Source organism: Pseudonocardia hierapolitana (assembly GCF_007994075.1).
Lineage (GTDB): Bacteria > Actinomycetota > Actinomycetes > Mycobacteriales > Pseudonocardiaceae > Pseudonocardia > Pseudonocardia hierapolitana.
On the sequence record NZ_VIWU01000001.1, the window covers coordinates 5,176,346 to 5,194,833 of the forward strand.

The following is an 18,488-nucleotide window of genomic DNA, read 5'->3' on the forward strand; positions in this document are numbered from 1 at the left end:
GAGCGCGGCACCGATTCGTGCAGGTCATCGCAGCACCCACGTGTCCTTCGCCCCGCCCCCGCGCGAGGAGTTGACGATCATGCTCCCGCCCGGTGCCACGCGGCTCAGGGCGGCCGGGGCGACGTCCACGGCGGTGCGGTCGCCCACCCGCGACTGGAGCACGAAGGCGCGCAGGTCCACCGCCCGCGGTTCCAGGTGGTCGTTCGCGAAGGTGGGGTGGGTGGACAGCTGCACGAGGTCCTGTGCCACCCAGCCCGCGGGCTCGGCCCGCACCTTCTCCGCCACCTCGGCGAGCTCGGCGCGGTCGGCCTGTGGGCCGATCACGATGCCCTGCCCGCCGTAGCCGTCCACGGGCTTGAGCACGAGCTCGTGGAGTCGGTCGAGCACCTCCTCGCGCCGGTCGGGGTCGACGCACGGGTAGGTCGGGACGTTGTCGAGCAGCGTGTCCTCGCCCAGGTAGTACCGGATCATCTGCGGCACGTAGGCGTAGACGAGCTTGTCGTCGGCCACCCCGTTGCCCAGCGCGTTGAGCACGGCCACGGTGCCGCGGGCCACCGCGTTGGAGATCGCCCGCCCGATGGGGCGCATGTCGGCGCCGGTGGCCGTGAGCAGCTCCTTCTCGTCGAGGCGGCGGTAGAGGGCCGACAGCCTCCGCCGGGCCCCGGTGCTCACGAGGTAGACGCCGTCCTCGGTGACCTGCAGGTCGCGCGGGGTCACCAGCGGCACGCCCATCCGGTCGGCGAGGAGCCGGTGCTCGAAGTACGCGGAGTCGGACGGGCCTGCGGACAGCAGTGCCACCTCGTCGTGGCCCGGAGCGTCCGGCTCGGTGGCCGAGAGCAGGGCCGAGCGCAGCATGCCGGGCACGGCCTCCAGCCCGACGACGCCCGCGGGCGGCTCCAGGTCGGGCATCGCGCTGCGGATCAGCCGCCTGCTGATGAGCGCGTAGCCGATGCCGGAGGGCACGCGCAGGTTGTCCTCCAGCACGTACCAGTGGTCGGCTCGGTCGCGGACGAGGTCGATGCCCGCGACCGCGATGCGCACGGCGTCGGCCGGCACGAGCTTGCCCAGCCGGCTCCAGCCCGGTGCGCCGTCGACGACCTGGGTCGGCAGCACACCGTCGGCGATGATCCGGCGCTCGCCGTACACGTCGCGCACGAAGGCTTCGAGGGCCCGCACGCGCTGGGCGAGCCCGGCGGTGAGGCTCTCCCAGTCCTCGGAGGTGATGATCCGCGGGATGAGGTCGAGCGGGAAGAGCCGGTCGGTGTCGCCGTTGCCCACCCGGAACGTGACGCCGCGCGCCTGCTGCTCGGTGCGCAGCGCCGACTCTGCGGCCACCATGCCGCGGGTGCCCAGCCGATCGAGCGTGCGGAACATCCACCCGTAGTGCGGCAGCACGGTGCCGCCCTCGCTCACCGCCTCGTCGAACGCGGCCAGCTCACCGCCGCCCGCGTGGTAGCCGACGAGCAGCTGCGGGGTGCTCGGCACCGTGGCAGGTGGCTCGGTGCGCACCGTGCGGCCCTGCGTGTGGGCGATCAGCACGTCCACGACGTCGCTCAGCTCGCCCCTGCGGCCGAACGCGCGGCGCTGGCGGGCCGCCGCGCTGCCGCGGGAGAGCGCCGCCTGCGAGAGCTCGAGCACCTGCTCCCAGTCGCCGAGCTCCTCCAGCTGCGGGCGCAGCTGGTCGACGAGCTGACCGATCAGGAGCGGCGGTGCGACGAGGGACGGCCCGACGAGGTCGACGAGGTCGCCCTCCAGCCCGGAGCGCGCCGCCCGCCACGACGCCGCGCGCAGCAGCTCGTGGCGCACGTCGGGCAGCGGCAGGCCGTCCTCCGCGTCCGCCCGGGCCTTCCCGACCAGGGCTCGGAAGAGCCCGGCGATCAGCACGACGTCCTCGGCGTCCGGGCAGGCGTCGCAGACCCTCAGCTCGACGGTGGGCAGGTGGGCACTGGGCCGGATGTCGAAGTAGACCATCCCGGGGTCGCTGATCGTGCCGGACGCGATGAGGTCGGCGACCAGCGCGTCGTAGTCCGCCGCCGTCTCGACGTGCGCAGGCGGGCCCGCGGTGGGCCAGCGCGACCAGACCATCGACCGGAAGCTCGCGTAGCCCGAGTCGCGGCCGTTCCAGTACGGCGAGCTGGCCGAGATCGCCAGCAGGATCGGCAGGTACGGGGCGACGCGGCGCACGACCTGCACCGCGAGGTCGCGGTCGGGCACGTCCACGTGCACCTGCGCGCCGCAGATGTGCTGCTCGCGCACCAGGATCTGGTACTCGTGCTGCATCTTCTCGAAGCGGGCCCCGGCCGAGATGGCGTCGCCGCCCGTCTCGGCGAGCGGAACGGTGCCGGCGGCCACGACTCCCAGCCCGAGGGGTTCGGCGACGGCCTCGAGGCGGCTGCGCAGCCGCCTGATGTGCCCGCGCAGCTCGTCGAGCGTGCCGCACACCGGTGTGTTCGTCTCCACCAGCGACCGCTGCAGCTCCGGGGCGAACTCCGTGCCGTCCAGCTGGGCGAGCAGCGCGTCGACCTCCGGTGCGGAGCGGCGGGTCTCCAGGTCGACGACGTGGAACTCCTCCTCGACGCCGAGCAGCGGCACGTCACTCATGGGGTTGACGCTGCCACACGGATGTGACGTCCGTGCTGCTCGGTTGTCACACGGGAGGCGGGAGCTGCTCCTGGAGGACTGCCTGGATCTCGAGGGTGATCGACACCTTCTCGCCGAGCGCGACGCCACCACCGTCGGCCGCGACGGTGGGGCCGACGCCGAAGTCGCGCCGGTTGACCTGCGCCGACGCGGAGAAGCCTGCCCGCTGCCCGCCCCAGGGATCCGCGGCGAACCCGTTCATCTCGACGGTGAGAGGCACGGCCCGGGTGACGCCGTGCAGCGTCAGGTCGCCGTCGACGATCCAGCCGTCGTCGGCCCGCCGGATGCCGGTGGATCGGTAGCTCATCGTCGGGTGCTTCTCGACGTCGAGGAACTCGGCGGAGCGGAGGTGGTTGTCGCGCGTCTCGTTGCCGGTGTCGACGGACGCGAGGTCGATCGTCGCCGTGGCCGACGAGCCCATCGGGTCCTCGCTCGTGACGATCGTGACGTCGAAGCCGGTGAACCGGCCGCGCACCTTGCTGATCATGAGGTGCCGGACGGAGAACGCGATCTCGGAATGCGCCGGGTCGGCCTTCCAGGTGCCGGCCCGGTAGTCCGGGACGGCGACGGAGCCGGGAGCGGACTGCATGGGTTCCCTCCGGTTGTCGGTGGCTGTACGTCATCGACACCGGGGCCCGGCGGAATGTGAGGTCGACGGGAAGGGATGTGACGCGCGTCTCCCGCGCCGGGTCAGGTGTAGGCCGCGTCGAAGAACGCCAGCTCCAGGTCGACGGCGCGGACGAACAGCTCCTGCACCCGGTCCCGGTGCGTCGGCTCCAGGTCCGCGCACACGCGGTCGAACTCGGTGCGCAGGAACTCCACCCATCCCGCGAACGCGCGGCCGCTGTGCAGGGTGATCCACTCGGCCTGCAGCGGCTCGTCCGGCGGCGTCTCCTCGGGGCGCGTGGCCCACTCCAGGTACAGCCACTCGGCGACGAGCAGGACGGCGAGGCACGACGGGTAGTCGGCGCTGCGGCGGGCGTCGTCCATGAGCTCGATGAAGTCGCTGGTCGGCTGCAGCAGTTCGGGCTCGGTGCGGTCGGCCAGCGGGACGTCGAGGGTGTCCAGCGCGCGGGCGAAGAAGTCGTTCTCCGGACCCGCGACGATCCCGAGCTGGCGGGCGTGCACCACGCGCGCGTCGGCGCGGTCGGCCGACGCCACGGCCGCGCCCATCAGCGCGAGGAACGCGTCGACGAACTGGTGGTCCTGCACGAGGTAGGTCGTCAGCACGTCGGTGTCGACACCGCCGCGCCAGATCTCGTCGACGAACCGGTGCCCGACGGCGGCGTCCCACGTGGGGGCGGTCATCTCCCGCAGCTGCGCTGAGAACGTCACGGGGGCGACCCTAGTGATCCGAACCGCCGTTATGAGCCCTCCACGCCGTTGTGACAGAACTCGTGCGTTCTTGCACGATCCTCTCGCATCCGACGGCCACCGGTGGATCGTGTGCTGGAATTCGTGACATGTTGCTGGGCCAGCTTCGCGATCTGCTGGACCGCCATGTGCGCCCCGACGGGACCACCGCGATCGACAGCGTCCGGATCTGCAGGGCCGACCACGCCGTCGGACCGGAGACCGCGATGTCCGGCACGGTGCTGGCGATCATCGCCCAGGGTCGCAAGCGCCTGGCGCTGGGCGACCGCGTCGTGGAATACGGCGCAGGCCAGTACCTCGTCGCTTCGGTGGATCTCCCGCTGACCGGCCACTTCGTCGACACGGTGCCGGGCGAGGCGTCACTCGGCTTCGGGATGACCCTGGACCCCGCTGCCATCGCGGAGCTGCTGCTGGCCGCCGGACCCGGTGACCTGCCGCGGTCTCCCGGAGCCCCGGGACCGGGAATCGCGGTCGGTGACGCCCCGGACGAGTTGCTCGACGCCCTCGTGCGGCTGCTGCGTCTGCTCGACCGGCCACGGGACCGCAAGGCCCTGGCTCCGTTGGTCGAGCGCGAAATCCTGTGGCGGTTGATCACCGGGGAACAAGGTCACCTCGTGCGTCAACTCGGCCTGGCCGACAGCAGCCTGAGCCACATCAGACGCGCGGTGGGCTGGATCCGGGACAACTACACCAAGCCCTTCCGGGTCGAGGAAGTGGCACGGCTTTCGGGGATGAGCGTTTCCGCTTTCCACCGGAACTTCCAGGCAGTGACCGCGATGACCCCGATCCAGTTCCAGAAGCACATACGGCTGCAGGTGGCCAGGCTGCTGCTGGCGAACCGGCCGCGCGACGTCACCAGCGTCAGCCGGCGCGTCGGATACGACAACCTCTCCCAGTTCAGCCGGGAATACCGCCGCCAATTCGGCGTCCCGCCCAGCATCGACGCGGTTCGCATGCGCGACGAGGCGGGCGCAGTCGCCGCGGCGCTGCCATGAAGATCTTCTGAGCGAAGAGGATCGTGCAAGGAAGCGAGACCATCTTGCTAGCCTTCCGTCGGCGGCGATGCTTGCATGGAGATACCGGAACGCTCCCCTGATTCCGGGACGATCGCCGAGTGGCGCCAAAGGGGAGAGGTGTGCAGTACCGCAGCCGCATCGACGGCCGCTGGCACCTGACCGGCATGCCTGTTGTCCGATGCGCAGCAGCAGGACCACCAGGCGGCGGGTTGATCATTCAACGAGCGCGCACAAGACGAGTCGAAGGATACGACACATGAAGTACCGCACACTTGGCCGAACCGGGATCCGGGTCAGCGCCTACTGTCTGGGTGCCATGATGTTCGGGCGCATGGGAAACTCCGACCACAACGAATCGATTCGCATCATCCACAAGGCTGTGGACGCGGGGATCAATTTCATCGACACTGCTGACGCGTATTCCCTCGGTGAATCCGAGGAGATCGTCGGAAAGGCCCTCAAGGGTCGCCGCGACAACATCGTACTCGCCAGCAAGGCGCATCTGCCGATGAGCGATGATCCCAACCACCGGGGAAATTCACGGCGCTGGATCATTTCCGAGGTCGAGAACTCTCTGCGACGTCTCCAGGCCGACCACCTGGATCTGTACCAGATCCACCGCCCCGACCCGACAACCGATATCGAGGAGACACTGTCGGCGCTGTCCGATCTGATTCACAGCGGCAAGGTGCGCGCCATCGGCACGTCATCCTTCCCCGCCTCCGACATCGTCGAGGCGCAGTGGGTCGCCGAGCGTCGTGGCCTTGAGCGCTTCCGGACCGAGCAGCCGGCATACTCGATCATCAATCGGAGCATCGAACGCGAGGTGCTGCCGGTCTGCCAGCGCTACGGCATGGGCACGCTGGTCTGGAGCCCTCTCGGCCAGGGCCTGCTCACCGGACGGTTCCGGAAGGGCAAGCAGTACGACAGCCACCGCTACGGCCTGATGCCGCACCACTTCGACGTCGAACGCAAGCTCGACGTCGTCGAACAGCTCATCCCGCTCGCCGAGACGGCGGGCCTGCCGATGACCCACCTCGCCATGGCGTTCGCGATCGCTCACCCCGGCGTCACCTCGGCCATCATGGGGCCGCGCACCATGGAACAGTTCGACGACCTGTTGGCCGGCGCCGACGTCACCCTGGACGACGAGATCCTCGACCGGATCGACGAGGTCGCCCCGCCCGGTACCGACGCCGGTCCCAACGAGGTGACCTACGCACCGCCGCCCGTCACGACCGTGAGCCTGCGTCGCCGGCCGGTCGCCGAACGCTCCGCAGCGTGAGCGACAGCCGCACGGAGGCCCCGCGGCCCAACGCGATGACCTAGGCATGCTGGCATCGCAGGCAGGCGGAATCTCGGACGTCGGTCACGGGCGTTCGGGCCACGGGACGCGGGGGTAGGGGGAGCGGCGGGTGGCGTCCGCCGCGGACAGCGTGCCCGCTGCCACCGCGGCGTGCAGCGCCGCCACCTCGGCCAGCTCCGCCCGCTGCCCGGCCACGAAGGTGGGGCCGACCGGATCGCCGTGGCCGGGCACGACCGTGCGGGGCCGCAGCGCGAGGAGCGCGTCCAAGGTGGCGGGCCACTCCGGCACGATCGCGTCCTCCAGGTCGGGCGGGGCGCCCTGCTCGACGAGGTCGCCTGCGAAGACGACGCCGGCGTCGGGCACCGCGACGACCAGGTCGTGGTCGGTGTGGCCGCGGCCGAGGTGCAGGAGCTCGACCGGGCGGCCGCCGAGGTCCAGCGTGGCGGGCGCGTCGGCGTCGGGCAGCGGGGGTTCGGTGGTGGCGAGCGCGTCGGCGGTGCCGTGGTCGCCGTGGTCGCGGTAGTACGCGGCCCACCGGGTCCGCTGGGCCGCCGCGGTGGCGGCGAGCACCGCGCGGCAGCGGGGTAGCGCGTGCACGGGGGCCGGGGCGAAGGCGGCGGTGCCGAAGCAGTGGTCGAAGTGCGCGTGCGTGATCGCGACGGTCAGCGGCAGCGCGGTGAGCTCGCGTACCGCGGCGGCGAGCTCGGCGCCCTGGCCTGCATCGCCGCGGGTGTCGACGACGAGCGCGCGCTCGGCGCCGAGCACCAGCCCGACGGTGAGGTCGAGCTCGGTGTACCGGCGGGCGAGAACGCCGTCGCCGACCTCGACCCAGCGCCCGTCCATCACTCCGCCCGCAGGAAGCCGTCCTGCAGGCGTGGGACGGCGGTGCTCGCGTCGAGGGCGGCCGCGAGCTCCACGTCGGCCGCGAAGCCCTCGGCGAGCAGCTCCCGCCCGGAGGACGTCGCCGCGAGCACTGCACCGAGCCCCCGGTCGCGCGCGACGGCGAACTGCGCGGCCGCGAGATCGGCCTCCGGGGAGCGGTCCCGTAGCGCGGCCGCGACGGCGCCTGCGCCGAGCGCGTCCTCGGCGGCGACGCGCATGGTGTCGTCCGGCCACCGCTCGCCGGCCGGGACGATCCCGATCGGCCCGCCCACCGCCCGCGCCGCCGAGGCCACGGCGGAGGCGTTGCGCAGGCATCCCGCGAGCAGCACGGCCCCGGTGGCGGCCACCGCGGCGCAGAGCGTGGCGCCGTTGGGGGAGGGCAGGGCCAGGCGCGTGCCGGCGGGCAGCCCGGTGAGCGACGCGGGGGAGAGCGAGGGACCCGGCCCGCGCCGCGGACCGGCGCGGACGACGTCCGGTGGAACGGGCCGGTCGGCTTCCGCGGAACGCAGGGGGAGGACCGCCGCCCGGCGGCCCACGGCGACGTCGACCGCGGTGGAGAACGACAGCACGTCGACCACGATCACGACCGCGCAGTCCGCGGCCAGCAGGGCCGCGCCCTCGCGGCCCCACTCCAGCCGGACTCCGTGGTCGAGCTGCCGATGTTCGGGACGAGTGCCGGGCACGGTTCGGCAACCTACTGCGTCCATGACGCCGAACACGATCTCTTTCCAGACACTGACGGTAGCTGCCCGATCCCAGTAGCGTCACGGGGCGGATTCCGACGAACGGCGCGTTCGCCGGATAGGTTCCGACCAACGCGCCGTTCGTCGGAACGGAGCTAGCGGATCCTGCGGCCCATTTCCGTGCACCCGTAGCCGCCCAGCGCCTCCACCTCCGCCCGGAATTCCGGGCGGGCCAGCAGCTCCCACAGTGGTGCGAGCAGCGGGTCGTCGACCATCGAAGCGCGCAGGACCAGGTCGTAGGGCTCGCGGGCGACCGGCACGAAGTCCAGCCCGAACGCCCGCGCCGCGGCGAGGATGCCGAGCCCGGCGTCGGCGCGGCCGGCCGCGACGGCCGCGGCCACGGCCAGGTGGGTGTGCTCCTCCCGGGAGTAGCCGTCGATCGCCGCGGGGTCGATGCCCCGGTTCGCCAGCTCGTGGTCGAGCAGCACCCGGGTGCCCGCGCCGCGCTGCCGGTTCACGTAGCGGACCCGGGTGAGGCCGTCGATCCCGGTGAGGCCGAGCGGGTTGCCGGCCGCCACGATCAAGCCTTGGTCGCGGTGCACGAGCCGCACCACGGCGACGTCCTCGTCGCCGAGGACCCGTTCGACGTACGGCAGCGTGTACTCGCCGGTGGCCGGGTCGAGCAGGTGCGAACCCGCGAGGTGGCACAGCCCGTCCCGCAGCGCGACGAGCCCGCCGAGGGACCCGACGTTCGCGCCGGCGAGGGTGACCAGCGGGTCGTCGGCCCGCAGCGCGGACGCGGCCACGTCGAGCACGAGGTCGTGCGACCCGATCGCGACGATGGTGCGCCCGATCTCGCCGAGCCCGCGCAGGAGCTCCACCCGCACCCGTTCCCCGGCGTGGTGGCCCTCCAGCCCGGCCGGGACGACCAGCAGCCCGTCGGCCCGCACGAGCGAGGTGAGCACGCCTGCCCCGCGCGGCAGCGGCGTGGCGACGATCTCCCCGCCGACCCGCCCGAGCCGCACCCGCACCCAGTCGTCCATGCCGATGTTGGAGGCGAGCTTGCGGGCCAGCCGGGCCGTCGCCACCGGCCGCTCCCGGGGTGCGGCCCCCTCCAGGGCGGCGAGCAGCGGCGCGGCGAAGATGTCGAAGGTCAGCGCGGCCGACACCGGGTAGCCGGGGGCGCCGAGCACCGGGGTCGCGTCGACCGTGCCGAGGACGACCGGGTGGCCCGGACGCACCGCGACGCCGTGCACGGCGAGCGTGCCCGCCCCCGCGACGACCCGCGCCGTGTAGTCGTCGCGCCCCGCGCTCGAGCCGGCGACGAGCACCACGAGGTCGGCGTCGGCCGCGGCCTTGCGCATCGCCTCGGTGATGAGCGCAGGGTCGTCGGGGACGATCGGTGTGACGCGCGCGGTGCAGCCCAGCTCCCGGGCCTGCGCCGCGAGCATCAGCGAGTTGGTGTCGACGATCTCGCCCGGTGCCGGCTCGGTGCCGATGGGGCGGATCTCGTCGCCGGTCGGGACGATCACGACCGACGGCGACCGCCGGACGGCCAGCTCCACCACACCGGCCGCGGCGGCGGCCGCGACGTCGACCGGCCGCAGCCGGTGGCCTGCCGGGAGCAGCAGCTCGGACGCGGAGACGTCCTCGCCGATCGAGCGCACGTGCTGGTAGGGCGGCACGGCGGCGCGCACCTCGGCGGCGTCCCCGACGCGGTGCACGTGCTCGCGCATGACCACGCCGTCGTAGCCGTCGGGCAGCGGGTCGCCCGTGTCGACCACGGCGAAGTCGGTGAGCAGCACGGGTGTGGTCTCGGCCGCCCCGACGGTGTCGGCGGCGCGCACCGCGATCCCGTCCATGCCGGCCGCATCGAACGCGGGGGAGGAGCGCCGGGCCCACACGGGCTCGGCCGTCACCCGCCCGACCGCCTCGCCGACGGGCACCCGCACGGCGTCCACCCGCGGAGGGCACCCCGCGGTCGCACACGCGTCCCGCCACGCGTCGAGCGCCTGATCGGCGGGGACGTCGGACACGAACGGCGAGTCGGCGACCACTTGGGAACGGTACGACGTTCCGGGCGGGTGGGGTCCACCCCCCGCTCACCGCGGTCGGGACAACCCCACGTGGATCCGGGGGTGCCCCGCACCGAGCGGCGTGCTGCCCCCATCGTTCCACGCCGTCCCCGGAAGCATTCTTGTGCCCAACAGCGCACCGACCGATCAGGGCATCCAGGTCGGTTCAGCAATGAGGGGGCATCATGCCGATCATCTCCGTTCCCCAGGAGTTCAACGAGGACGACCTCTACGTCGACTTGCGACCGATCTTCGGTCACCCGTTGTTCCTGAAGTGCGAGGGATTCAATTTCGCCGGCTCGGTCAAGTTGAAGGCCGCGAACGAGATGGTCGAGGCCGCGGAGCGCAGCGGTGTCCTGCGGCCGGGGTCCGTGCTGGTCGAGTCCTCGTCCGGGAACCTGGGCGTGGCGCTGAGCATCATCGCGGCGAGCAAGGGCTACAGGTTCCGGTGTGTCACCGATTCCCGCTGCAACCTGGCGACCCGGTTGCTGATGGAGGCTCTGGGCAGCGAGGTGCACGTCATCAGCGATCCCGACCCGGAGAGCGGATACCTCGGCGCGCGCCTGAACTACGTCCGCAATCTCTGCGCCTCCGACGAGCGCTACGTGTGGCTCAACCAGTACACCAACGCCAATGCGTGGAAGGCGCACTACCGCACCACGGGCCCCGCCATCGCACGTCAATTCCCGGGGCTGGACGTGCTCTTCGTCGGGGCCGGCACGACCGGGACGCTGATGGGCTGCGCGCGCTACTTCAAGGACCGGCACCCGTCCGTCCGGATCGTCGCCATCGACCCCGTCGGCTCGGTCAGCTTCGGCACGCCCGCGGCCCGCCGGATGCTCCCGGGCCTCGGCATGAACGTCCGCCCGCCGCTGCTCGACGAGGGTTACGTGGACGAGGTCCTCCACGTCGAGGAGGCCGACGCGATCCGCACCTGCCACCAGCTGGCCCGACGCGGGTTCCTGTTCGGCGGCTCCACCGGCACCGTGGTCAGCGGCGCCACGGCCTGGCTGGCCCGCCACGACGCGCGTGACCTCACCGCGGTCGCCATCGCCCCGGATCTCGGTGAGCGCTACCTCGACACGATCTACCAGAGCAACTGGGTGCAGGACCTCTACGGCGACGTGCTCGACGTCGACGAGCTGTCCGGTGCCCGGGCAGCCTGAGAGGCATGAGATGAGCACGCTGATGCCTGACCCCGCGGCCGAGCTGCAGGCCCCGCGGGAGCAGAGCACGCAGCACCTCGTCCCGCTCGCCGAGCGCGACGACATCCGGCGGTCCATCCCGATGTCCGAGCTCGTGCTGGTCGACCGGTACGAGGCGCAGGGCTGGCGGGTCCGCAACGACGAGCGCCTCGACCGCCTGTTCGAGGAACGCTGCGACTGGGTCCGCACCTACGGCCGGGCGGGCCAGCTCGCGGTCGACTCCGCCGAACAGTCGCTCACGTACGACCAGCTCGACGCCCGGACCAACCAACTCGCCCGCTTCCTGCGCCTGCGCGGTGCGAACGCCGGCGACCGCATCGGCCTGCTGTTCGACCGTCCCGCGGACGCGTACCTGGCGATCCTCGCCGTCCTGAAGATCGGGGCCGTGTACGTCCCCGTGGACCCGGGCTCCCCGGCACACCGCATGGCCGCCATCGTCGAGGACGCCCGGGTGCGCACCGTGCTGTCGTCCTCGGACGTGGTCGACCGGGTGGAGCAGGTCGGACTGCTCGGTGCCGAGATCGTTCGCCTCGACCAGGCAGCGCGGTTGATCAACGAGCAGAGGTCGTACCGGCTCACGGACGCCGAGCGGGGCACGCGGGACTGCTCGCTCGCCTACATCACCTACCGGCAGGGTCCGGACGGGACGCCGACGGGCGTCGCCGTCGACCACCGGAGCGTCTGCAACTTCGTCAAGGTCGCCGCCGAGATGTACGGCATCCGGCCGTGGGACCGCGTCTACCAGGGCGTGCCGGTCGCCGACGACTTCTCGGTCGAGGAGATCTGGGTGCCCTGGGCCGTGGGCGCGACACTGGTGCCCCGACCCGCCGGCGTCAACCTGCTGGGCCAGGACCTCCACGCCTTCCTGACCGCGCAACGCGTCACCGCGATGTGCGGCATCCCGAGCCTGCTCGCCACGCTCGAGCAGGATCTCCCGGACCTGCGGTTCCTGCTGGTGGCCGGGCAGCCCTGCCCACCGGACCTCGTCCGGCGGTGGTACAAGCCCGGCCGGCGGTTCCTGAGCGTCTACGGTCCGTCCGAGGCGACGGTCTCGGCCGCGTGGACCGAGCTGCACCCGGACAAGCCGGCGACCATCGGGATCCCCCTGCCCACCTACAGCACGGTCGTCCTCGACGTCGCGGACCCGTTCCACGCCCTCCCGCACGGGCAGATCGGTGAGATCGGCATCGCCGGCATCGGGCTGACCTGCGGCTACCAGAACCGCGATGACCTCACCGAGAAGACCTTCATCCCCGACTTCCTGGGCATCCCGGCGAACCCGTCGGGTCGGATCTTCCGCACCGGTGACCTCGGTCGGGTCAACCCGGACGGCGAGATCGAGTACCACGGCCGGCTCGACCGGCGGGGAGCGGCGTGCGGCTACCGCGCCGAGCTGGACGAGAGCGAGTCCGCGATGCCGCCGGCTCGCGAGGCCCCGGTGCCGCAGGGCGCCCCGCTGCCGGTTCCGCAGGCCGTGCAGCTGTCGGTGCCGCAGGCGGTCGAGCTGCCCACGCCGCAGACCGTTCAGCTCCCGGTGCCGCAGGCGATCGAGCTCCCGGTGCCGCAGGCCGCCCCGCTCCCGGAGCCGCAGGCCGCCCCGCTGCCGGTTCCGCAGGTTGTCGGGCTTCCCGTGCCGCAGGCGGTCGGGCTTCCCGTGCCGCAGGCGGTCGGGCTTCCCGTGCCGCAGGGGGTCGAGCTTCCCGTGCCGCAGGCGGTCGAGCTTCCCGTGCCGCAGGCGGTCGAGCTGCCTGTTCCGCAGGCGGTCGCGCTTCCGGTGCCACGGGCGTTCGAACTCCCCGTCCCGCAGAACGCGTCCCCCCCGACACCGTTCGTCGACACCCAGCCGACGCAGGTCATCGCGGCCGTCGGGGCCGTCGACGTGGTGGAGTCGCCGACTCCGCCCGCCGGCGGGGCGACGTCGGACGTGGAGCGGGAGTTCGCGGGCCTGCTGGCCGAGGTCATCGGAGCCGAGGTCCCTGTCGATGCGCATTTCTTCGACGACCTCGGCGCCGACTCGATGGTGATGGCGCGTTTCTGCGCCAGGCTCCGCAAGTGCGACGACCTGCCTTCCGTCGCGATGAAGGACGTCTACGCGAACCCGAGCATCGCGGCCCTCGCACGTGCCTTCGCGCCGACGTCCGGCTCCGTCGACAAGGGTCTGGCCACCGCGCTCGCCACGGTTCTTGCCGAGGTCGTCGCTGCCGAGGTCCCTGTCGATGCGCATTTCTTCGACGACCTCGGCGCCGACTCGATGGTGATGGCGCGTTTCTGCGCCAGGCTCCGCAAGCGCGACGACCTGCCCTCCGTCGCGATGAAGGACGTCTACGCGCATCCCACGGTCACCCAGCTGGCCACGGCGTTCGGCACGCGGGCGTCCGCGACCGCCGGCCCGGCCGACTCGTCGGAGCCGCCGGTGCTCGGAACGCAGATCCTGAGTGCCGTCCGGGCGGTCCGCACGGTCCGCGTCGCGCGGCACCGGCAGGCGCCGACCCGCAAGCAGCGGTACCTCCTCTGCGGCGCGCTGCAGCTCCTGTTCCTCGTCGCCTACCCGTCCCTCACCGGCTACGCCCTCATCGGCGGCGTCGACTGGATCGCGGACGCCACCGCGCCGGTCGACATCTACCTGCGGTCGGTCGTGGTCGGTGTCGCGTCGTTCGTAGGCCTTTGCGGGCTTCCGGTCCTGCTCAAGTGGGTGCTCGTCGGCCGGTGGAAGCCGCAGGAGGTGCCCGTCTGGAGCCTCGCGTACTTCCGCTTCTGGGTCGTCAGGACGCTGGTCCAGCGGAACCCGATGGCCCTGTTCGTCGGCACGCCCCTCTACGCGTTCTACCTCAGGATGCTGGGTGCGAAGGTCGGGCGCGGCGTCGCGGTCTTCTCGAAGAACGTGCCCGTCTGCACCGACCTGCTCACCCTCGGCGACGGCGCCGTGATCATGAAGGACTCGTTCTTCACCGGCTACCGAGCCCACAACGGCGTGGTCCAGACCGGCGCGGTCACCCTCGGCAAGGACGCCCTCGTCGGCGATCACACCGTGCTCGACATCTGGACGTCCCTGGGCGAGGGTGCCCAGCTCGGCCACTCCTCGTCACTGCACGCAGGCCAGACGGTCCCCGACGGGGAGCGCTGGCACGGTTCCCCCGCGCAGCGCACGGACGTCGACTACCGCCGCGTCGGCGACACGGCGTGCGGCACGGTGCGCCGGGTCGTGTTCACGGTCGTGCAGCTGCTGAACCTGCTCCTGCTGACCCTGCCGCTGGCGACCGGCGGCGTGATCCTGCTGCTCGCCGCGGTCCCGCAGGTCACGGCACTGCTCGGCAACGGACCGCTGGCGTTGTGGGACTGGACGTTCTACCTGTACGCGCTGGTCGCATCGGCCGCGCTGATGTTCGGCTTCCTGTTCGTCGGACTGGTGTTCGTGTTCACCGTCCCGCGAGTGCTCGGTCTCGCGATCCGGCCGGGCAAGGTCTACCCGCTGTACGGCTTCCACTACTGGGCCCACCGGACGATCGCGCGCCTGACCAACGTCAAGTTCTTCGCGTTCCTCTTCGGGGACAGCTCGTACATCGTCCATTACCTGCGTGGCCTCGGCTACGACCTCTCCCGCGTGGAACAGACCGGTTCGAACTTCGGCCAGCGGGTGAAGCACGACAACCCGTTCCTGAGCTCGGTCGGCACCGGAACCGTGGTCGCGGACGGGCTGTCGATCATCAATGCCGATTTCTCGAGCACCTCGTTCCGGGTGTCCCGGACGTCGATCGGCGCCCACAACTTCCTCGGCAACAACATCGCGTACCCGTCCCAGGGGCGTACCGGCGACAACTGCCTGCTCGCCACGAAGGTCATGGTCCCGATCGACGGGCCGATCCGGGAAGGTGTCGGGCTGCTGGGCTCGCCCAGCTTCGAGATCCCGCGATCGGTGCAGCGTGACATCGGGTTCGACCTGGACAGCGGCGAGCAGCGTCGTCGCCTCGCCGCCAAGAACAGGCACAACCTCGTCACGATGGTGCTGTTCCTGTTCGTCCGGTGGTTCTACGTCTTCGCGCTGACGCTCATCGCGATGCTCGCCGCCGACCTCCACCACTCGTGGGGTGCAGCGGTGGTCGTGCCCGCCAACGCCCTCGCCCTCCTGGTCGGGGTCACCTGGTTCGTACTGGTCGAGCGGGCCGTCACCGGACTGCAGGCGTTGCGGCCGGATGGCTGCTCGATCTACGACCGCTCCTTCTGGCGGCACGAACGCTTCTGGAAGGTGCCTGCCCAGGCGTACCTGCTGATGTTCAACGGCACGCCGTTCAAGAACGTGATCTGGCGGATGCTGGGCGTCCGGATCGGCGAGCGGGTGTTCGACGACGGTTGCGCGTTCGTCGAGAAGACCTTCGTCAGCATCGGCGACGGGTGCACGCTCAACGCCGGCAGCATCGTGCAGTGCCACTCGCAGGAGGACGGTGCTTTCAAGTCCGACCGCACCGCGATCGGTGCCGGCTGCACCCTCGGTGTCGGCGCATTCGTCCACTACGGCGTGACGATGGGCGAGCATTCGGTGCTCGCCGCCGACTCCTTCCTCATGAAGGGCGAGGAGATGCCGCCGAACGCGCGGTGGGGCGGAAACCCCGCGAAGAAGATGCGCGAGCAATCCGCTGATCTGCAGGTGCGCCGGATCAGCATCGACGACAACCGCGCCGCTGTGCTCGTCCGCGGCGAACAGGACCCGGCAAGGAGAGGAACGATTCGATGAACACGCAGATCGAGACCGGCCGGGAGTTCTGGCGGGGAGTCCTCTCCGCGGGCGGCGCGACCGCCATCCCGCGGTGGACGCTCGACCCGGTCCCGGGCGTCGCCGAGCACGTCACGCCGCTGTCCGGCGACCTCGTCGCAGCGATGCGTCGGTTGGCCGGCGGGATGGAGCTGCCGCTGCACTCGCTCGTGCTGACCGCGCACGCGAAGGTGCTGGCGGCGCTGTCCGGGGAGCAGGACGTCGTGACCGGCTACGCCGCCGGGCCGGCCGGGCGGGCACTGCCCTGCCCGCTCACCACCGAGCCCCGCTCGTGGCGGTCGATGCTGGAGGCCGCCGCGCCGGTCGAGATGGACGTCGTGCGGCACCGGGCGTTCGACGTGGACGAGCTGAAGGACGAGCTGGGCGTCGCCGGGCCGAGGTTCGAGACCGAGTTCGACCCGATCGACACCCTCGTCACCGGGCCCGATCTCGCCGATGACGTCGTGCTCCGGGTCGGGCTGACGAACGGCGGCGGCGCACTGCGGCTGAGGTACCGCGCCGACGCGCTCGACGCCCGCAGCGTGGAGCGGATCGCGGGTTACCACGTCGCTGCGCTCGCGTCGATGGCCGCCGACCCGGACGCCGAGCACGGGCGGGCGCGCCTCCTGTCGGCCGAGGAGCTGCGCATCCAGCTCGACGGGCTCGCCGGACCGCGCCGGGAGCTGCCCGACCGCCGCTTCCACGAGCTGTTCGAGGAGCGCGTGCGGATGCATCCGGACGCCGTCGCCGCCGTGCACCGCGACCGGCAGTGGACCTACCGGGAGCTCAACGCGCGGGGGAACCAGCTGGGGCGGGCGCTGCTGGCGCGCGGGCTGCGCCGCGAGGGCGTGGTCGCGGTGGTGACCGAGCGGAACCTCGACTGGATGGCCGCCGTGATCGCGATCTTCAAGGCAGGCGGGGTGTACCTGCCCATCGAGCCGCACTTCCCAGCCGACCGCATCGCGAGGACGCTGTCCCGGGCGGACTGCACGCTGGTGCTGACCGAGCTCGGCAGCACCACCACGCTGGACAAGGCCCTCGTCAGCCTCCCGGGGGTGCAGCAGGTGTTCGTCGACGCCGCGTACGCGGAAGAGCACGGCGAGGACGACCTCGGCGTGGTGGTGACGGCGGACCAGCTCGCCTACATCTACTTCACGTCCGGCTCCACCGGCGAGCCGAAGGGCGCGATGTGCGAGCACGCCGGCATGCTCAACCACCTCCACGCCAAGATCGCCGACCTCGGCATCCGCGAGGGCGATGTGGTCGCGCAGGTCGCGCCGCAGTGCTTCGACATCTCGCTGTGGCAGCTGGTGTCGGCGCTGCTGGTCGGCGGGCGGACCGTCCTGGTCGAGCAGGACGTGATCCTGGACGTCGCGCGTTTCATCGACACGGTCGAGCGCCAGCAGGTCGGGGTCGCGCAGGTCGTGCCCTCCTACCTCGAGGTCGTCCTCTCCTACCTGGAGCAGCACCCCCACGAGCTGCCGCATCTGCGCTGCGTCTCGGCAACGGGCGAGGCCCTCAAGATCGAGCTCGCCCAGCGCTTCTTCGCCGCCCGGCCCGGGACCGCCCTGGTCAACGCCTACGGGCTGACCGAGACCTCCGACGACACCAACCACGAGGTCATGCACAGCGCGCCCGACGGGGACCGCATGCCGCTCGGCCCCGCGGTGCAGAACGTCAACGTCTACGTCGTCGACGAGCACCTCGATCCGGTGCCGCTCGGGGCTCCGGGCCTGATCGCCTTCTCGGGCGTCTGCGTGGGGCGCGGGTACATCAACGATCCCGAGCGCACCGCCGCCGCGTACCTGACCGACCCGCACCGCCCCGGCCAACGCCTCTACAAGGGCGGCGACTACGGCCGCTGGCGGCCGGACGGCAAGCTGGAGTTCCTCGGGCGTCGCGACAGCCAGGTGAAGATCTCCGGCTTCCGCATCGAGATCGGCGAGATCGACAACGCCCTGCTGCGCGTGCCCGGCGTCCGCGACGGCGCGGTCGTCGTGGCCGAGCGGCCCGACCGGGGAAAGCACCTGATCGCCTTCTACGCCGGCGAGGAAGCCGTCGAGGTGGACCTCCTGCGGGCCCGGCTGGGGGCGTCGCTCCCGCACTACATGGTCCCGGTCGCGTTCCACTGGCGGGAGAGCCTGCCGCTGACGGCCAACGGCAAGATCGACACCAAGGCGCTCACCGCCCTGGCCGCCGACCTGGTGGTCACGACCGACGAGGACGACCGCACCCCGCCGGTCACGCCCACCGAGGTGCGGCTCGCGACCGTGTGGGCGCAGATGCTCGGTGTCGAGGCGGACCGGATCGGCCGGCGGGACCACTTCTTCGACCTGGGCGGATCCTCGCTGTCCGCGGTGAAGCTCGCGGTCGTTCTCGATCGCGTCGTGTCCCTGAAGGACGTCATCAAGCACCCGGTGCTGGCCGATCTCGCCGAACTGATCGACAGCAGGCCCCCGGCCGAGGAGCCGGCGGACACCGACCGGAACCTCGCCGTCTCCTGCCGATACGCCTGATTGATCCGATCCGAGTCCACCACGCGAACGAACCCGACCAGAGG

Annotated in this window: 11 protein-coding genes; 5 read left to right on the top strand and 6 right to left on the bottom strand. The window is 71.8% G+C overall.

Going from position 1 to position 18,488, the window contains the following annotated elements; genetic code table 11:
- Positions 1–24: 24 nt before the first annotated feature.
- From FHX44_RS24645 to FHX44_RS24655, 3 genes are all read right to left on the bottom strand, one after another.
- Positions 25–2,601 (bottom strand): carboxylate--amine ligase/circularly permuted type 2 ATP-grasp protein, encoded by a 2,577-nt coding sequence (locus FHX44_RS24645; protein ID WP_147257959.1) that lies wholly within the window; start codon positions 2,599–2,601, stop codon positions 25–27.
- A 46-nt stretch (positions 2,602–2,647) separates the two neighbouring features.
- A complete protein-coding gene (locus tag FHX44_RS24650) occupies positions 2,648–3,229 on the bottom strand; it encodes a YceI family protein (RefSeq protein WP_147257960.1) in 582 nt (193 codons plus the stop codon).
- Between the two features lie 101 nt (positions 3,230–3,330).
- Positions 3,331–3,975: a TenA family protein gene (locus FHX44_RS24655; protein ID WP_147257961.1), complete on the bottom strand. Its 645-nt coding sequence runs from the start codon at positions 3,973–3,975 to the stop codon at positions 3,331–3,333.
- A gap of 128 nt (positions 3,976–4,103) precedes the next feature.
- On the opposite strand from FHX44_RS24655, the gene FHX44_RS24660 reads away from it, so the two are divergent.
- Together FHX44_RS24660 and FHX44_RS24665 are read left to right on the top strand one after the other, a co-directional pair.
- Positions 4,104–5,009, top strand: coding sequence for an AraC family transcriptional regulator (locus FHX44_RS24660; protein ID WP_147257962.1), 906 nt, complete (start codon positions 4,104–4,106; stop codon positions 5,007–5,009).
- A gap of 277 nt (positions 5,010–5,286) precedes the next feature.
- Complete coding sequence (locus FHX44_RS24665; protein WP_147257963.1) at positions 5,287–6,315, top strand: aldo/keto reductase; 1,029 nt, start codon at positions 5,287–5,289, stop codon at positions 6,313–6,315.
- A gap of 84 nt (positions 6,316–6,399) precedes the next feature.
- On the opposite strand, the gene FHX44_RS24670 is transcribed toward FHX44_RS24665, so the two are convergent.
- The 3 genes from FHX44_RS24670 to FHX44_RS24680 all read right to left on the bottom strand — a co-directional run bounded on the left by FHX44_RS24670 (position 6,400) and on the right by FHX44_RS24680 (position 9,958).
- Positions 6,400–7,179, bottom strand: a complete 780-nt coding sequence (locus tag FHX44_RS24670) for an MBL fold metallo-hydrolase (protein WP_147257964.1) — start codon at positions 7,177–7,179, stop codon at positions 6,400–6,402.
- Positions 7,179–7,901 (bottom strand): 2-phosphosulfolactate phosphatase, encoded by a 723-nt coding sequence (locus FHX44_RS24675; RefSeq protein ID WP_246170565.1) that lies wholly within the window; start codon positions 7,899–7,901, stop codon positions 7,179–7,181. Before FHX44_RS24675 ends, FHX44_RS24670 begins: the two co-directional genes overlap by 1 nt.
- 155 nt (positions 7,902–8,056) lie before the next feature.
- The gene (locus FHX44_RS24680) at positions 8,057–9,958 is read right to left on the bottom strand and encodes a molybdopterin biosynthesis protein (protein WP_147257966.1); all 1,902 of its coding nucleotides are present in this window, start codon (positions 9,956–9,958) and stop codon (positions 8,057–8,059) included.
- Between the two features lie 203 nt (positions 9,959–10,161).
- Between FHX44_RS24680 and sbnA the strand changes: the two genes are divergently transcribed.
- Genes sbnA through FHX44_RS24695 form a run of 3 tightly spaced genes read left to right on the top strand, consistent with a single transcriptional unit; the run spans position 10,162 to position 18,444 of the window.
- On the top strand, positions 10,162–11,142 hold the full coding sequence (gene sbnA / locus FHX44_RS24685; protein WP_147257967.1) for a 2,3-diaminopropionate biosynthesis protein SbnA: 981 nt from the start codon (positions 10,162–10,164) through the stop codon (positions 11,140–11,142).
- Positions 11,143–11,164: 22 nt separating this feature from the next.
- Positions 11,165–15,910 carry a Pls/PosA family non-ribosomal peptide synthetase gene (locus tag FHX44_RS24690; RefSeq protein WP_170309030.1) on the top strand — a complete coding sequence of 1,582 codons (4,746 nt, stop codon included), beginning with the start codon at positions 11,165–11,167 and terminating at the stop codon, positions 15,908–15,910.
- Positions 15,907–18,444: a non-ribosomal peptide synthetase gene (locus FHX44_RS24695; protein WP_147257969.1), complete on the top strand. Its 2,538-nt coding sequence runs from the start codon at positions 15,907–15,909 to the stop codon at positions 18,442–18,444. Before FHX44_RS24690 ends, FHX44_RS24695 begins: the two co-directional genes overlap by 4 nt.
- The last annotated feature ends 44 nt before the right edge of the window (positions 18,445–18,488 follow it).